This window comes from Peribacillus tepidiphilus, assembly GCF_009466385.1.
GTDB lineage: Bacteria > Bacillota > Bacilli > Bacillales > DSM-1321 > Bacillus_BN > Bacillus_BN tepidiphilus.
Window position 1 is genome coordinate 39,803 of record NZ_WIAQ01000002.1, and the last position, 15,708, is coordinate 55,510.

Consider the following 15,708-nt stretch of genomic DNA (forward strand, 5'->3'; position numbering starts at 1 on the left):
GAGTGAGTTAGGTTGAGTAATGGAAAAATTATCGTAGTCGGAGGCGGACTTGCCGGTTTGATGGCGACCATCAAGGCTGCGGAAGCTGGACAACAGGTTGATTTATTCTCACTAGTACCCGTAAAGCGCTCCCACTCTGTTTGTGCGCAAGGCGGGATTAACGGTGCAGTTAATACAAAAGGGGAAGGCGATTCTCCTTGGGAACATTTTGATGATACAGTATATGGTGGAGACTTTTTGGCAAATCAGCCACCAGTTAAGGCCATGTGCGAAGCAGCTCCTGCGATTATACATATGCTTGATCGTATGGGTGTTATGTTTAACCGTACACCTGAAGGATTATTAGATTTTCGTCGCTTTGGAGGTACGCAGCATCATCGTACAGCATTCGCAGGTGCAACTACAGGTCAGCAGCTTCTTTATGCATTGGACGAGCAGGTGCGTAGATTTGAAGTGAGCGGTCTAGTAACGAAGTACGAAGGATGGGAATTCTTGGGAGCTATTTTGGATGATGCAGGTGTTTGCCGTGGGATCACCGCTCAAAACCTTTCCTCAATGGAAATAAAAGCGTTTCCTGCTGATGCTGTGATTTTAGCAACTGGAGGCCCTGGCATAATCTTTGGTAAGTCTACAAACTCTGTCATTAATACAGGTTCTGCAGCTTCTATTGTTTTCCAACAAGGAGCATACTATGCGAACGGAGAATTTATTCAAATCCATCCTACTGCCATTCCAGGGGATGACAAGCTTCGTCTAATGAGTGAATCAGCACGTGGAGAAGGCGGACGTGTATGGACGTATAAGGACGGAAAACCATGGTACTTCTTAGAAGAGAAGTATCCTGCTTATGGCAACCTAGTACCAAGGGATATTGCAACACGTGAAATTTTCCATGTGTGTGTGGACTTGAAATTAGGTATTAACGGCGAAAACATGGTTTACCTTGATTTATCTCATAAAGATCCTAAAGAGCTTGATATCAAGCTTGGTGGTATTATTGAAATTTATGAGAAGTTTATGGGTGATGACCCTCGCAAAGTACCAATGAAAATTTTCCCTGCTGTTCATTATTCAATGGGCGGATTATGGGTAGATTACGATCAAATGACAAACATCCCTGGTCTATTTGCAGCTGGTGAATGTGACTATTCACAGCACGGTGCGAACCGCTTAGGCGCAAACTCACTTCTTTCTGCTATTTTTGGCGGAATGGTAGCTGGTCCTAACGCAGTAAAATATATTAAAGGTCTTGAAAAGAGCGCAGATGACATGTCTTCTACATTGTTTGACAGCTATGTGAAACAAGAGGAAGAAAAGTGGAACAAAATTATATCTCTAGATGGAAATGAAAATGCCTACGTTCTTCATAAAGAGCTTGGAGAATGGATGACAGATAATGTAACTGTTGTTCGCTATAACGATAAGCTGCTAAAGACGGATGAGAAAATTCAAGAGCTTATTGAACGTTATGAAAATATTAATATTAACGATACAGCAAAATGGAGCAACCAAGGAGCTTCTTTCACTCGCCAGCTTCAAAATATGCTTCAGCTAGCTCGCGTTATTACACTTGGTGCTTATCATCGTAATGAAAGCCGTGGTGCTCACTACAAACCTGAGTTCCCGGAACGTAACGACGAGGAATTCTTGAAAACAACGATGGCGAAGTTTACAGGATTAAAATCTGCACCAGCTTTCCATTATGAAGAGGTTGATGTGTCGTTGATTCCACCACGTAAGCGTGATTATACGAAAAAGAAAAAGGGGGAGAAATAAGACATGGCTGAGCAAAAAACCATTCGTTTTATTATTACTCGTCAAGATACACCTGATTCCACCCCTTATTCCGAGGAATTTGAAATACCTTATCGTCCGAATATGAACGTTATTTCAGCTTTAATGGAAATTCGTCGTAACCCCGTTAACGCTAAAGGGAAAAAAACAACACCTGTTACATGGGATATGAACTGCTTAGAAGAGGTTTGTGGTGCTTGCTCCATGGTTATTAATGGTAAACCGCGCCAATCCTGTACAGCACTAATCGATCAGCTAGAGCAGCCGATTCGTTTGGAGCCAATGCGGACTTTCCCAGTTGTACGTGATCTTCAGGTAGATCGCAGCCGTATGTTCGATTCATTAAAAAAGGTAAAAGCTTGGATTCCGATTGACGGAACTTATGACCTTGGTCCTGGTCCGCGCATGCCGGAAAGAAAACGTCAATGGGCATACGAGCTTTCTAAATGCATGACGTGCGGCGTCTGTTTAGAAGCATGTCCAAACGTAAACAGCCGATCAAATTTTATAGGTCCTGCCCCGCTTTCTCAAGTTCGTTTATTTAATGCCCATCCTACAGGTGCAATGAATAAAGCAGAAAGATTGAATGCTATTATGGGTGATGGCGGGCTTGCAAACTGTGGTAATTCACAAAACTGTGTCCAATCTTGTCCAAAAGGTATTCCTTTAACGACATCGATTGCTGCACTAAATCGTGACACTACGATCCAGTCATTTAGAAATTTCTTCGGAAGTGATCAAGTATAATACATTTTTAGAAACCTCTCGGAAGTCCGGGAGGTTTTTTATGAAAAAGCGAATGAGTAAGTAAAAATAATACCAGCGATTATTTTGTCATCTAACCATTTATTTGTAGATTGTGTAATAGATGAATGAATAACCATTCATTGATTTAGATCATTTATTAAAGGGAGAGAACAAAATGAGTAAGATTTCATATATACATAATTTGAACGATTGGAAAGAGTCTTTTACTTTTTCATTTCCAGTAAAAGTCCGTTTTTCGGAAACGGATCTTTTTGGACATTTGAACAATACGGTGCCATTTACATATTTTGAAATGGCTAGAATCGAATTTTTTAAGTCGCTTGGATTTATGCAAGATTGGGTAAAACCTGATCATGAAACGATCCCTGTTGTAGCAGATTTACAATGTGACTTTTTACAGCAAGTTTTTTTTGATGAAACGATTCATATTTATGTCAAAGCGAACAAAGTTGGAAATTCTTCTGTAGAAATTCATTACATGGGAAAGAAAGAAAGTGGAGACATTTGTCTCACTGGAAGAGGAACAATGGTGCAAATTTCTAAAAAGACAGGTAGACCAATTCCTTGGACGAGTGAGATGAAAAAGTTGTTAGAACAAAATGGAGTAAAAAGTTTTCAATAAATATTCTAAGGAGTGAAGGAATTTAGTAACTCCCCTTGATACTTTCACATACTATATTTTGACTAAATTTATACCCATCCCTAGGTTACAGCTGGTGAAGGCAAGGAGGGTTACAATACTTGAAGGAGAACGATTTCACTCATAAGCCATTACTCACCAAAAGAGAAAAAGAAGTTTTTGAACTACTAGTGCAGGACAAAACAACGAAGGAAATAGCAGGTGAATTATTTATAAGTGAAAAGACTGTTCGGAATCATATTTCGAATGCCATGCAAAAGCTTGGAGTTAAAGGACGTTCACAGGCAGTAGTAGAGCTCCTTCGAATGGGAGAACTTCATTTATAAAAAATTCTAAGTGAAGAATGTCAGAACAAGAAGCTTTGTCCGTTATGCATAATGCAATACATGGTTTAAGAGCAGTGAAGTCGAATACATGCAATTTGTAAAGGATTGCTTGTTTCGACTTCCTGCCTATTTTTTTGTGAATCTGTAAGTTTTTTAAAGGAAGTGTAACGCAATTCAACTTGAAATGTACTCTTCTTTAAGTGACAATAATACATATCCAAAGAATTTCTAGTGACTAAATGGGAATTTTAGAATTATTATTTCGACTTAACAAGATCATAGAATCTTATTGTATAATAACCAGTTACAGGGAGTTGTGAAAATGACGCTTGAAAAAGGGAAAAATGACCTGCTGGTCGCAGATATAGAAAAGGAACTAAGGTATATTTCATCGATCGTCAAACAAAAAGGGCGTGAGATATTAAATAACTACACAATTACTCCTCCTCAGTTTGTTGCGTTGCAATGGCTTTTGGAAGATGGAGACATGACAATTGGGGAGCTTTCAAATAAAATGTACCTTGCATGCAGTACGACAACAGATCTAGTGGACCGCATGGAAAAAAACAATCTAGTAATGCGTGTGAAGGATGAAAATGACCGTAGGGTAGTCCGGATTCATTTGTTAGATGAAGGAAAGAATATAATTGATGACGTAATCAAAAAAAGACAAAATTATTTGAAAGAAGTGCTGAGTGATTTCAGCGAAGATGAAGTATTATCTCTTCAAAGCAGCTTAAAGAAATTACATCAAGAAATGAAAGAAGAATGAGGCGAGTTTGTTGAATCAACCGATTGGAATTATGGATTCTGGAGTTGGTGGTCTGACCGTTGCCAAGGAGGTAATGAGACAGCTCCCCAATGAGAATATTATATATATCGGTGACACGGCCCGTTGTCCATACGGCCCGCGTCCTGTTGAAGAAGTGAAGCAATTTACCTGGGAAATGACCGAATTTCTTTTAAAAAAAGATATTAAGATGCTGATTATAGCCTGCAACACTGCGACTGCAGCAGCGATGGAAGAATTGAAGGCTAAACTTAAAATCCCAGTTCTTGGAGTTATTCATCCAGGTGCAAGAGCAGCTTTAAAAAATTCAAAAAACCTTCAAATAGGTGTGATTGGAACAGAAGGAACAGTGAAAAGTAAGGCATATGAAATGGCCCTTCATTCGATCAATGAACGGGTCGAAGTCGTTTCTCTAGCCTGTCCTAAATTCGTGCCGTTGGTTGAAAGCGAAGAGTTTAATAGCTCAATTGCGAAAAAGGTTGTTGCTGAAACATTGCGTCCGCTAAAGGGGAGGAATCTAGATACATTAATTCTGGGATGCACTCATTATCCGCTTTTAGGGCCTCTCATCAGTAACTACATGGGCAAAAATGTGAAAGTTATATCATCCGGCGACGAAACAGCCCGGGAGGCAAGTGTCATATTACAACACACTGGAATGAACAATAAAAGCAAAGAAAAACCTACCTACACATTTTACACTACAGGATCAAAAGAAATTTTCGGACGAATTGCATCAACATGGCTTGAAAGAGAACTGGATGATGTGCATTCTATCAAACTCTCCTAATAGGGGAGTTTTTTTGTTTGTCCAAATTATTTTTGTATATCGGTCTATTTTTTTCGGAGGCTCGTATAAATAGTAGTACAAACTGTAGTGGGAGGGATACGCGTGTCAAAAAAGACGAATGTGACAATTGCGACAACACTTTTAGCATCATCTGTACTGCTTGGAGGCTGCGGATTATTTGGCGAGAAAAAGAAAGATATTGATCCTCCGCAAGATGTTTCGTATGTAGACGATGCAGCAGCCTTAGAAAACAAAGGGAAGGAAAGTACTGAAACAACAGCAAAAGGGGAGGAAGCAAAGCAGCAAACGGTTTTGACTGAGCTGTATTTAATTGATAAAAATGGTTACGTAGTTCCTCAAAGCATTCCTCTGCCTAACACAAAAGGAGTAGCAAAGCAAGCATTAGAATACCTAGTAACAAATGGTCCCGTTTCAAATCTATTACCAAACGGGTTCAGAGCTGTACTTCCAACAGATACACAAGTCGATGTAAATATTAATAAAGATGGACTTGCTGTAGTTGATTTTTCGCCTGAATTTGCAAATTACAATCCAGAAGATGAGTTGAAAATTTTGCAATCCATCACATGGACACTGACTCAATTCGACGGTGTAAAAGACGTCCAAATAAAAATAAATGGTCATGAAATATCCGAAATGCCTGTCAACGGAACACCGATTTCTAAAAATTTATCAAGAGCAAATGGTATCAACCTCGATACAACTAATGCCGTTGATATTACGAGCACAAAGCCTGTTACAGTTTATTATTTAGGTGGAGAAGAAGGAAACTATTATTACGTTCCAGTGACAAAAAGAATTAGTGAAACAAAGGATGACAATATCACGGCTGTGGTGAAAGAACTGGCGGAAGGCCCTGGGTATGCATCCGGCTTGCTTACTGAGTTCATGCCTGATGTGGAGCTTGTAGAAGCGCCGAAAGTTGCTGACGGAAAAGTAACGTTGAACTTTAACGAATCCATTTACGGCAGTTTCGAGGAAAAAACAGTTTCTACAAGATTGCTTAACGCTCTTGTATTATCCCTTACAGAACAACAAGGCATTGAAAGCGTTGAAGTTCTTGTTAATGGGAAGGCTGAGTTGAAAAACCAAGATGGTAAACCAATATCCGAACCAGTAATTCGACCTGAAAAAATCAACACCGGTAGTTTTTAATAGCAGAATTTTGATATAATATATAAAAAAGAGGCAGGGTCATATCTGCCTCTTCTTTATTGGTATGATAAAGGAGGAAAAGAATGCGCAACGATGGGCGAACTAAAACGGAACTTAGACCCGTACATATAGAGATAAATTACTTAAAACATCCGGCAGGTTCAGTGTTGATTACTGTAGGAGACACAAAAGTGATTTGCACGGCGATGGTGGACGAGCGTGTTCCGCCTTTCATGCGGGGAGAAGGAAAAGGCTGGGTGACAGCTGAGTATTCCATGCTTCCTGGTGCTACTGAACAAAGAAATATTCGAGAAGCGGCCAAAGGAAAGATTTCAGGCCGAACAATGGAAATACAACGTTTAATAGGAAGAGCTCTTCGTGCTGTAGTGGAACTCGAAGCGATGGGGGAAAGAACCGTTTGGGTTGATTGTGATGTCATACAAGCTGATGGAGGTACAAGAACTGCTTCTATTACTGGGGCTTTTGTTGCCATGGCTTTAGCATTCCAAAAGCTACTGGATGAAAAAAAAATTCAAACGTTCCCGATCAAGGATTTTCTAGCTGCAACCAGCGTAGGGATCTTGAGTGAAGAAGGTCCTGTACTTGACCTGAATTATTTAGAAGACTCTGCAGCTATGGTAGATATGAATGTAGTCATGACAGGAAGTGGGGAGTTTGTAGAGCTTCAAGGTACTGGAGAAGAAGCGACCTTCAGTTTTAATCAGCTTCAAGAAATGCTCAGCCTTGCAAAAAGCGGGCTCGAACAATTATTCGAACTTCAGAAGGAAGCTTTGGGAAGCATTGCTGATCATATTAAGGCCGAGTAGGGAGTAATGATTTTGAAAACGATATTGATTGCAACAAAGAACAAAGGAAAAGCAAAAGAGTTTGAAGCCCTTTTTTACCCGAAAGGATATAAAGTACTCACTTTGCTGGATATGGACGAAAATTTAGACGTTGAAGAGACAGGGGAAACGTTTGAAGAAAACGCAAAGCTAAAAGCAGAAACGATTTCTTCTCACTTTCATTTACCAGTTTTAGCAGATGATTCTGGATTGATTGTAGACGCCCTAGAGGGTAGACCAGGAGTTTATTCGGCGCGTTATGCAGGACAAGAAAAAAATGATGAAGCAAATATGCAAAAAGTATTAGCAGAGTTAAAAAACGTACCAGATCACAAAAGAACGGCACGGTTTTATTGTGCTCTTGCCTTTGCCATACCGGGAGAAGAAACTAGGTTATATAAAGGTACGATAGAAGGTAGAATTACGAAAGAACCAAAAGGGTCAAATGGTTTTGGATATGACCCGATCTTTTATGTTCCGTCTAAAGAGAAGACGATGGCAGAGCTTTCTGCTGATGAAAAAAATGAGATCAGTCATCGTGCTCAAGCTATTCGATACCTTGCAAGTGACATAAATAAAATTTTATAAAGGGAAGAGGGAATAAAATGAAAATCCTGATTGTAAGCGACAGCCATGGTCAATCAGAGATCCTTCATTTATTGCGGGAACGCCATGCTCATGAAGTGGAAGCGATGATCCACTGTGGAGATTCAGAACTTAGTCCTACAGATTCAGCTTTAAATGGCTTTTACACGGTAAAAGGCAATTGCGACATAAACGGAACATTTCCAAACGATTTTGTAAAAAAAATTGGACCCTATACTTTTTTTGTGACGCATGGGCATCTTTATAACGTCAAAATGACTTTGATGAATCTTCTTTATAAAGCTGAAGAAACAGGGGCCAATATCGTTTGCTTCGGTCATTCACATACAGCCGGTAGTGAATTAATTGATGGAACCCTGTTCGTTAATCCAGGAAGCATTCATATGCCAAGAGGAAGAAAAGAAAAAACGTACGTTATTCTCGAGGTAGAAGGCGAGCAGGTACAAGTTCACTTTTACGATGCCGAAGGAAGTCGAATTATATCATTAAGCAATTCTTATCAAATTCCAATTAATCCTGTATAATAAGCAGGGAGACATCACTCCCTGCTTCATACTGTTGACAAACGCTCGCATTCTTCGTCACGAACCCTACCTCCGGTGCTCATTACCGTCTAGGGTAACTCCGCTCCTCGCACGGGTTCGTTCCTTGACTGACAAGCGTTTTCAATCAGTCTGAATGTGCGTTAAATATACTTTGTCTACACTCACCTCTAAAGCAAGGAGACATCACTCCCTGCTTAATAAAAAAAATAAAAAAATGTGTTGACTTTTATTCGCTATGTTACTATAATAAAAATTGTCCTTAGGAAATAGAATGAAAGATTGGGACGACGATTGTGAAAGCTTTACAAGTTAATATGTTGATTTATTATTTGTCCCGGTAGCTCAGCTGGATAGAGCAACGGCCTTCTAAGCCGTCGGTCGGGGGTTCGAATCCCTCCCGGGACGCCATTACTACTACATATTCTGCATCAATTTTTGAATAGAAGATTGATGCTTTTTTCTTTTTACAAAACATAATTGTAACAACTTTACGATTATTGAACATAAATTATTTCTCCGACTTTACTCATCAGTGGATGGGATTTCCTTTTTGATTAATTTCTGATCAAAGTTTTGGCCTGAAACTGGTTTAATCCAAGTAGAATTCCTCATATTACAAACCTCATTGGATCCACTATTCAACCTCAAAAAATGCTTATTAAAAAACCATCTTCTATTGATCATTTACAAAAAAAATTAAATTTTTATGAAAGTATATAATCCCTTATATGACAACCATGTAAGCGGATACATGTTTTTTTATTAATCTAAATTATCAAATAATTATTAAAAAACCTATTGACTGGCACTAAAAATGAGCGTAATATAATCCACAAATAAATGAATAAATCAAAACATTTTAAATATTCGGCTAAATAGTTTGAGCACTTTTTCATTTTGAGTGTATCATTTGTAGTCTGATTCTTTTCATTTTTTGAGGAAGGCAAAAGGGGATTTGATCCAGAAGTCACTCCTCATTTCAGTAAAAATTAAATACCAAACAGCGTTGAAGAGGATAAGTAGTTTTACGAAGCGACTTTTACAGAGAACCGGGTTTGCTGAGAAACGGTATAGTCATCGTAGAATGAACTCACCTCCGAGTGTCAGCTTGAACCTATAGTAGGGCTGAACGGGTGTTACCGACACCCGTTACCAAAAATTGAATGATCATTGTCATTCGTAAGTGCGCACAGTAATGTGCGAATAAGGGTGGTACCGTGGATTGGTTTCTAAAGCCTTTTCACCCCTTTAGCTAGCTTGAGAAACAGGCAGCGTGTGTGGGTGGAGGGGCTTTTTATATTTCTGTAAAAACATCGATCAGAACAGCTAAATTTTTGAGAGTGTAGAACATGGAGGAGGTAAATTCATGATGCAAAGGGCAGCAGTTGTTCCAAGAAAGGGTGAAATCACTAAAAAGTCGGGAGCCGAATTTATGTTGGATGCTTTAAAGAAGCAGGAAGTTGAAGTCATTTTCGGCTACCCAGGAGGGGCGGTTTTACCGATTTATGACAAATTATATGATGCAGGTATTTTTCATGTGCTAACAAGACATGAACAAGGAGCAATCCATGCAGCTGAAGGATATGCGAGAATTACCGGTAAACCGGGTGTAGTAATCGCCACATCGGGTCCGGGAGCCACAAACATCGTAACTGGATTGGCTGATGCTATGATTGACTCTATTCCATTAGTTGTTTTCACAGGTCAGGTTCCTACAAGCGTCATCGGTACGGATGCATTTCAGGAAGCAGATATTCTTGGTATTACCACTCCAATTACAAAACACAATTATCAAGTAAGAAAACCAGAGGATTTACCTCGGATTATAAAAGAAGCTTTTTATATTGCTTCATCAGGAAGACCTGGGCCAGTGGTCATAGATATTCCTAAAGATGTTGCAATCCTAGAGGGGATGGCAGATGAAGATCCAGAAATCCATTTGCCGGGCTATCAGCCGACACTGCAGCCAAACTACTTACAGATCAGAAAGCTTGTCGAAGCAGTAAGTGCTGCAAAGAAGCCATTAATATTAGCTGGAGCAGGTGTGCTTCATGCTAAGGCTTCTGAACAGTTAAAAGAGTACGCGGAACAACAGCAGCTTCCAGTCGTACATACCTTGTTAGGACTCGGTGGTTTTCCTGCTGACCATGAGCTCTTTGTTGGGATGGGAGGCATGCATGGTGTGTATTCTGCCAATATGGCCCTATATAAATGTGACTTATTGATAAGTGTAGGCGCACGATTTGATGACCGTCTTACAATGAATTTAAAAACTTTTGCTCCAAATGCAACGGTTGCCCATATCGATATTGATCCGGCTGAAATCGGAAAAAATGTTCCAACTAAGATTCCTGTCGTTGGAGATGCAAAAGAAGCGTTATTGCAATTGATTGAGCAAAATGGAAAAAAACCTAATCATACAGAATGGCTTCATACAATTAACGAGTGGAAAAAGAATTATCCATTATATTACGACCAAACAAACGAGCAAACATTAAAGCCGCAGAAGGTAATAGAACTGCTTCACGAAATGACAAACGGAGAAGCAATTGTTGTAACCGATGTAGGCCAGCACCAAATGTGGGCAGCTCAATATTACACTTTTAATAAGCCTCATGCTTGGGTTACATCAGGAGGATTGGGAACAATGGGATTCTGTGTTCCTGCTGCAATTGGAGCACAGCTCGCCGAGCCTGAAAAAACAGTAATTGCTGTTGTAGGGGATGGAGGCTTCCAGATGACTTCACAGGAACTTGGTGTTATTGCAGAAATGCAGCTTCCGATCAAAATAGTCATTGTTAATAATCATGCTTTAGGAATGGTTCGTCAATGGCAGGAAATTTTCCATAATGGTCGATACTCTCACAGTTTGCTACCAATGCAGCCATCCTTTACGAAATTGGCAGAAGCATACGGCATTCAAGCATACCAAGCAGCAAATGAAAATGAGGCGGCTGAAACGTTGAGGAAAGCTTTTGCAATAAAAGAACCTGTATTGATCGACATGAGGGTTGAAAACTATGAAAATGTATACCCTATGGTAGCACCAGGCAAGGGACTTCATGAAATGGAGGGTGTCAAACAATGAAAGGTATTATTACGATTACCGTTATGAACAGGCCGGGAGTATTAAATAGGATTACTAATCTGTTCTCGAAACGAAACTATAATATCGAAAGCATTACGGTCGGTCATTCCGAGCAAGAAGGAATATCTAGAATGACAGTAGTGGTTCAAGTGGAGAATGAGTTGCTGCTTGAGCAAATTACAAAACAATTAAATAAACAAATAGATGTTTTGAAGGTTAATGATATTAGTAATCAATCTATAGTAGCTAGAGAACTGGCTCTTATTAAAGTAATGGTTTCTCCGCAAACGAGAAGTGAGATCTATTCTCTTATTGAACCATTTAGAGCCTCAGTTATCGATGTCAGCAAGGACAGTCTAGTCATTCAAATTACGGGTGAATCTGATAAAATTGAAGCCTTTATTGAATTGTTGAAACCATATGGTATCAAGGAGATGGCAAGAACAGGAACAACAGCCTTTTTGAGAGGCACACAAAAAAGCCAGACAAGCAACAAATTTTCAATTGTTTAAAAAGCTGAGAGGAAAATTTCATGATCCGCTTCAGCTAACTATACTATTCAATGAAATTTTTTAGGGGGATTTTACTATGACAAAAATGTATTACAATGCGGATGCAAACGAAGCTTATCTATTAAATAAGAGGGTTGCTATTGTTGGATATGGCTCTCAAGGACATGCACATGCACAAAATCTTCGTGATAGCGGTGTAGATGTAGTAATCGGATTAAGGAAAGGACGTTCTTGGGACAAAGCGGTAGAAGATGGCTTCCAAGTGTATAGTGTCAAAGAAGCTGTAGAAGTAGCAGATGTTGTCATGGTGCTACTACCGGATGAAATGCAGCCGAAAGTATATAATGAGGAAATTGTTTCAGGTTTAACAGCAGGTAAAGCATTAATGTTTGCCCATGGTTTTAATGTTCATTTTTCACAAATTATACCTCCTAAGGATGTAGACGTCCTACTCGTCGCTCCTAAAGGTCCTGGTCATTTGGTCCGTAGAACATACGAGCAAGGAGCAGGTGTACCGGCTTTATTTGCAATCTATCAAGATGTTACTGGTGAGGCAAGAGAGTTGGCACTCTCCTACGCAAAAGCGATTGGATCTTTAAGAGCGGGTGCACTTGAAACAACATTTAAGGAAGAAACAGAAACAGATCTTTTCGGAGAGCAAGCTGTACTTTGCGGCGGTTTAACTTCTCTTGTGAAAGCAGGATTTGAAACTTTAACAGAAGCTGGTTACCAGCCTGAACTGGCTTATTTCGAAACGTTGCATGAATTAAAGCTGATCGTCGATTTAATGTATGAAGGCGGATTAGCAGGCATGAGATATTCAATTTCGGATACTGCTCAATGGGGAGATTTCGTTTCAGGACCACGTGTCATAACAGCAGATGTGAAAGCTGAAATGAAAAATATTTTAACAGATATTCAAGAAGGAAAATTTGCTAAAGGATGGATTCTTGAAAATCAGGCTAACCGTCCAGTATTTAATGCAATTAATGCAAAAGAAAACGAGCATCCAATTGAAAAAGTAGGAAGAGAGCTTCGTAAAATGATGCCGTTTGTTCAACAGCAAAAGAAGAAAGAAGTGGTAGCCGTTGCGAAAGATTAATATATTTGACACGACCCTAAGAGATGGTGAACAATCGGCTGGCGTCAATCTTAATTTTTCGGAAAAATTAGAAATTGCAAAACAGTTGGAGAGGCTGGGAATGGATATTATTGAAGCAGGATTCCCGGCTGCTTCTCCTGGAGATTTTGCATCGGTTCAAGAAATTGCCAAAACAGTGAAGAATTCATCCGTAACTGGACTCTCTCGATCGATTCAAAAAGATATGGATGCAGCTTGGGAAGCATTAAAGGATGGAGCTGAGCCAAGATTGCATGTATTTATAGCAACATCTCCAATCCACCGCGAATATAAATTAAAAATGTCTAAAGAACAGGTTATTGAGGCAGCTGTTTCTTCTGTGAAGTATGCTTCAGCTAAGTTCCCAATCGTTCAATGGTCAGCTGAGGATGCATGCCGTACTGAGCTTGATTACTTAGCAGAAATTGTTGAGGCAGTCATCCAAGCAGGAGCAAGGGTCATTAACATTCCTGATACCGTGGGATATATTACCCCGATGGAATATGGAAATATTTTTAAATATTTAATAGAACATGTTCCTTCTATTAATAAAGTACAGTTGTCAGCACATTGTCATGACGATTTGGGAATGGCCATTGCAAACTCTTTGGCTGCAATTGAAGCAGGAGCTTCTCAAATTGAAGGAACCATTAACGGAATCGGAGAAAGGGCAGGCAATGCAGCTTTGGAAGAATTAGCAGTAGCCCTTTATACAAGAGCAGATCATTATAAAGCCTATACAAATTTAAAACTGAATGAGATTAAAAGAACAAGCAACCTTGTCAGTAAGCTAACAGGTATGATAATACCGCCAAATAAAGCAATTGTTGGAAGAAATGCTTTTGCACATGAATCTGGCATTCACCAAGATGGTGTTTTGAAAGAAAAAACAACCTATGAAATTATTTCACCTGAGCTTGTCGGAGTTTCCTCGAATGCGATGGTACTTGGAAAACATTCAGGTCGCCATGCATTTAAGACGAGATTAGAAGAGCTGGGCTTAGTAGTAACAGAAGAGGAAATGAATAAGCTTTTCGCTACATTTAAAGAATTGGCAGATAAGAAAAAAGAAATGACAGATGATGACTTGGTAGCTTTGGTGCTTGAGGAAAAACTATCAAAAGATCAAAGATTTTTTGAACTTGTGTCTATTCAAATACAATACGGAACCAATCAAGTTCCAACTGCAACGGTCACACTATCCGGCTGTGAAAATGAAACAATTATGGAAGCAGGCACAGGAGCAGGAAGTATTGAAGCTCTTTATAACACACTCGAGAAATGTATGAATGATTCAGTTAACCTCTTAGACTACCGCATTCAATCCGTAGGCGCTGGAAGAGATGCGTTGGCACAGGTTTTTGTGAAGATGAGATATAAGGATATTGAAACAAGCGGCAGGGGCTTGGCACAGGATGTCCTCGAGGCTTCGGCTAAGGCATATTTAAATGCAATTAACAGAGTCATATTTTTAAAAGATCCAGCATCTGTACTTATGTAAGTTCAAACGAAAGGGGGATGAAATCGTATGTTGAAAAAAATTGCGGTGCTTCCTGGCGACGGAATCGGGAAGGAAGTAACAAAGGGTGCTGTTGAGATTCTTGAGGCTGTTGCTGAAAGATACGGACATTCATTCCAGTTTGAATATGGAAAAATCGGAGGTATTGCTATTGATGAAACTGGCAGTCCTCTACCTGATGAGACGCTAGAAATTTGTAAAAAGAGTGATGCTGTCCTTCTAGGTGCAGTCGGAGGTCCAAAATGGGATCAAAATCCTCCTCAACTTAGACCAGAAACGGGTCTTCTTAAAATTCGCAAGGAACTAAATTTATATGCTAATTTAAGACCTATCACCTATTACTCAAGCTTATCGGAGGCTTCTCCGCTTCGGAAGGAAATTATTGAAGAAGTGGACTTCATCATTGTAAGAGAGCTAACGGGGGGACTATACTTCGGAAAACCGAGCCAAAGAACTGTGCACCATGGAAAAGAAGCGGTTGTCGATACACTGTTTTATCAGCGAGATGAAATTAAAAGAATTGTTGAGCTAGCATTCCAGCTTGCTAGAAGTCGAAGACAAAAGGTAACATCTGTTGATAAAGCCAATGTACTGGAGTCAAGCAGGCTCTGGAGAGAGGTAGCGAACGAAGTAGCAAAGGATTATCCTGATGTTGAGCTGGAGCATATGCTTGTGGATAATGCGGCGATGCAATTAATACGTAATCCGAAACAATTTGATGTAGTAGTTACAGAGAATATGTTTGGTGATATTTTAAGCGATGAAGCATCTGTGCTGACTGGATCGTTAGGGATGCTGCCTTCTGCTAGTTTATCAGAAACCGGTTTGAATCTGTACGAACCGATTCATGGCTCCGCTCCAGATATTGCAGGTATGAATTACGCGAACCCATTAGCTACAATACTTTCAGCTGCTGCTATGCTAAGGCTATCCTTTGGTCTAGAAGAAGAAGCGGAAGCTATTGAAAAGGCAGTAAAAGAGGTATTAGATTTAGGATTCCGTACAAGGGATATTTCATCACAAGGATCTAAAGTCATTTCAACAAGTGAAATGGTTGCAGAAGTAAAAGCTGCTATTCTTGACCAAGAGGCCATCTCTAACATAATGGGGGCTTACGCATAAGGCATTTTTTAAGGCACGGTCTAATTCTTGATCGTGTCTTTTTCAAAATCTGTTTTAACATTCTATT

15 protein-coding genes, 1 tRNA gene and 1 other annotated feature are annotated in these 15,708 nt (G+C 39.6%); all 16 genes read left to right on the plus strand.

Translation table 11 applies throughout. From position 1 onward, the window contains the following. Nucleotides 1–12 precede the first annotated feature (12 nt). On the plus strand, nucleotides 13–1,776 hold the full coding sequence (gene sdhA, locus GD441_RS01525) for a succinate dehydrogenase flavoprotein subunit (RefSeq protein WP_153122974.1): 1,764 nt from the start codon (nucleotides 13–15) through the stop codon (nucleotides 1,774–1,776). Nucleotides 1,777–1,779: 3 nt separating this feature from the next. Further along, nucleotides 1,780–2,541, plus strand: a complete 762-nt coding sequence (gene sdhB, locus GD441_RS01530) for a succinate dehydrogenase iron-sulfur subunit (protein WP_153122976.1) — start codon at nucleotides 1,780–1,782, stop codon at nucleotides 2,539–2,541. A 175-nt stretch (nucleotides 2,542–2,716) separates the two neighbouring features. Further along, nucleotides 2,717–3,184, plus strand: coding sequence for an acyl-CoA thioesterase (locus GD441_RS01535; RefSeq protein WP_153122978.1), 468 nt, complete (start codon nucleotides 2,717–2,719; stop codon nucleotides 3,182–3,184). Between the two features lie 119 nt (nucleotides 3,185–3,303). Continuing rightward, nucleotides 3,304–3,528 (plus strand): helix-turn-helix domain-containing protein, encoded by a 225-nt coding sequence (locus GD441_RS01540; RefSeq protein WP_153122980.1) that lies wholly within the window; start codon nucleotides 3,304–3,306, stop codon nucleotides 3,526–3,528. 322 nt (nucleotides 3,529–3,850) lie between these two features. Continuing rightward, entirely contained in the window at nucleotides 3,851–4,300 is a 450-nt protein-coding gene (locus GD441_RS01545; RefSeq protein WP_153122982.1) for a MarR family winged helix-turn-helix transcriptional regulator, read from the plus strand. Between the two features lie 10 nt (nucleotides 4,301–4,310). Beyond that, nucleotides 4,311–5,108 (plus strand): glutamate racemase, encoded by a 798-nt coding sequence (gene racE / locus GD441_RS01550; protein WP_153122984.1) that lies wholly within the window; start codon nucleotides 4,311–4,313, stop codon nucleotides 5,106–5,108. A gap of 102 nt (nucleotides 5,109–5,210) precedes the next feature. Then, nucleotides 5,211–6,284: a GerMN domain-containing protein gene (locus GD441_RS01555; protein ID WP_420849634.1), complete on the plus strand. Its 1,074-nt coding sequence runs from the start codon at nucleotides 5,211–5,213 to the stop codon at nucleotides 6,282–6,284. An 83-nt stretch (nucleotides 6,285–6,367) separates the two neighbouring features. Then, nucleotides 6,368–7,111 (plus strand): ribonuclease PH, encoded by a 744-nt coding sequence (gene rph, locus GD441_RS01560; RefSeq protein WP_153122986.1) that lies wholly within the window; start codon nucleotides 6,368–6,370, stop codon nucleotides 7,109–7,111. Nucleotides 7,112–7,123: 12 nt separating this feature from the next. Further along, nucleotides 7,124–7,717: an XTP/dITP diphosphatase gene (locus GD441_RS01565; protein ID WP_153122988.1), complete on the plus strand. Its 594-nt coding sequence runs from the start codon at nucleotides 7,124–7,126 to the stop codon at nucleotides 7,715–7,717. Between the two features lie 17 nt (nucleotides 7,718–7,734). Then, nucleotides 7,735–8,259, plus strand: coding sequence for a metallophosphoesterase family protein (locus tag GD441_RS01570; protein ID WP_153122990.1), 525 nt, complete (start codon nucleotides 7,735–7,737; stop codon nucleotides 8,257–8,259). Between the two features lie 352 nt (nucleotides 8,260–8,611). Further along, nucleotides 8,612–8,688 (plus strand) — tRNA-Arg (locus GD441_RS01575). Nucleotides 8,689–9,277: 589 nt separating this feature from the next. Next, nucleotides 9,278–9,531, plus strand: a binding site (T-box leader). A 115-nt stretch (nucleotides 9,532–9,646) separates the two neighbouring features. Continuing rightward, nucleotides 9,647–11,368 carry an acetolactate synthase large subunit gene (ilvB, locus tag GD441_RS01580; protein ID WP_191992063.1) on the plus strand — a complete coding sequence of 574 codons (1,722 nt, stop codon included), beginning with the start codon at nucleotides 9,647–9,649 and terminating at the stop codon, nucleotides 11,366–11,368. After that, a complete protein-coding gene (ilvN, locus tag GD441_RS01585) occupies nucleotides 11,365–11,880 on the plus strand; it encodes an acetolactate synthase small subunit (protein ID WP_153122992.1) in 516 nt (171 codons plus the stop codon). Before ilvB ends, ilvN begins: the two co-directional genes overlap by 4 nt. A gap of 76 nt (nucleotides 11,881–11,956) precedes the next feature. Further along, nucleotides 11,957–12,982 carry a ketol-acid reductoisomerase gene (ilvC, locus tag GD441_RS01590; RefSeq protein ID WP_153122994.1) on the plus strand — a complete coding sequence of 342 codons (1,026 nt, stop codon included), beginning with the start codon at nucleotides 11,957–11,959 and terminating at the stop codon, nucleotides 12,980–12,982. Beyond that, complete coding sequence (locus GD441_RS01595) at nucleotides 12,969–14,501, plus strand: 2-isopropylmalate synthase (RefSeq protein ID WP_153122995.1); 1,533 nt, start codon at nucleotides 12,969–12,971, stop codon at nucleotides 14,499–14,501. Before ilvC ends, GD441_RS01595 begins: the two co-directional genes overlap by 14 nt. Nucleotides 14,502–14,528: 27 nt before the next feature. Next, the gene (leuB, locus tag GD441_RS01600; RefSeq protein ID WP_153122997.1) at nucleotides 14,529–15,641 is read left to right on the plus strand and encodes a 3-isopropylmalate dehydrogenase; all 1,113 of its coding nucleotides are present in this window, start codon (nucleotides 14,529–14,531) and stop codon (nucleotides 15,639–15,641) included. The last annotated feature ends 67 nt before the right edge of the window (nucleotides 15,642–15,708 follow it).